The 223-nt window shown below is 52.5% G+C and carries 1 pseudogene; it reads left to right on the top strand.

From position 1 onward, the window contains the following. Positions 1-223: pseudogene (locus SLS51_RS23925) on the top strand (IS4 family transposase); the annotation flags it as partial.

The following is a 223-nucleotide window of genomic DNA, read 5'->3' as shown; positions in this document are numbered from 1 at the left end:
GCTGAGCAGGTTAAGCACTATGATTGCCTCCTCGCGCTTGAAGATACGACCTCGCTGGAATTTATCCACCCTACGGTTCGAGATGAGATGGGGCACACCACATCCAATAAGCATTCCAGAGGTATGCATGCTCATTCCGTTCTGCTCTTTGCGCCTGATAAGCAACAGGTCGTTGGGCTCATTGAACAGGCACGTTGGACCAGAGACCTTCAGGCTTACGGGC

The organism is Photorhabdus africana, assembly GCF_035181445.1.
GTDB classification, from domain to species: domain Bacteria; phylum Pseudomonadota; class Gammaproteobacteria; order Enterobacterales; family Enterobacteriaceae; genus Photorhabdus; species Photorhabdus laumondii.
The sequence above is the reverse complement of the archived record's forward strand: the minus strand, read 5'-3'. Positions and strand labels throughout refer to the sequence as shown.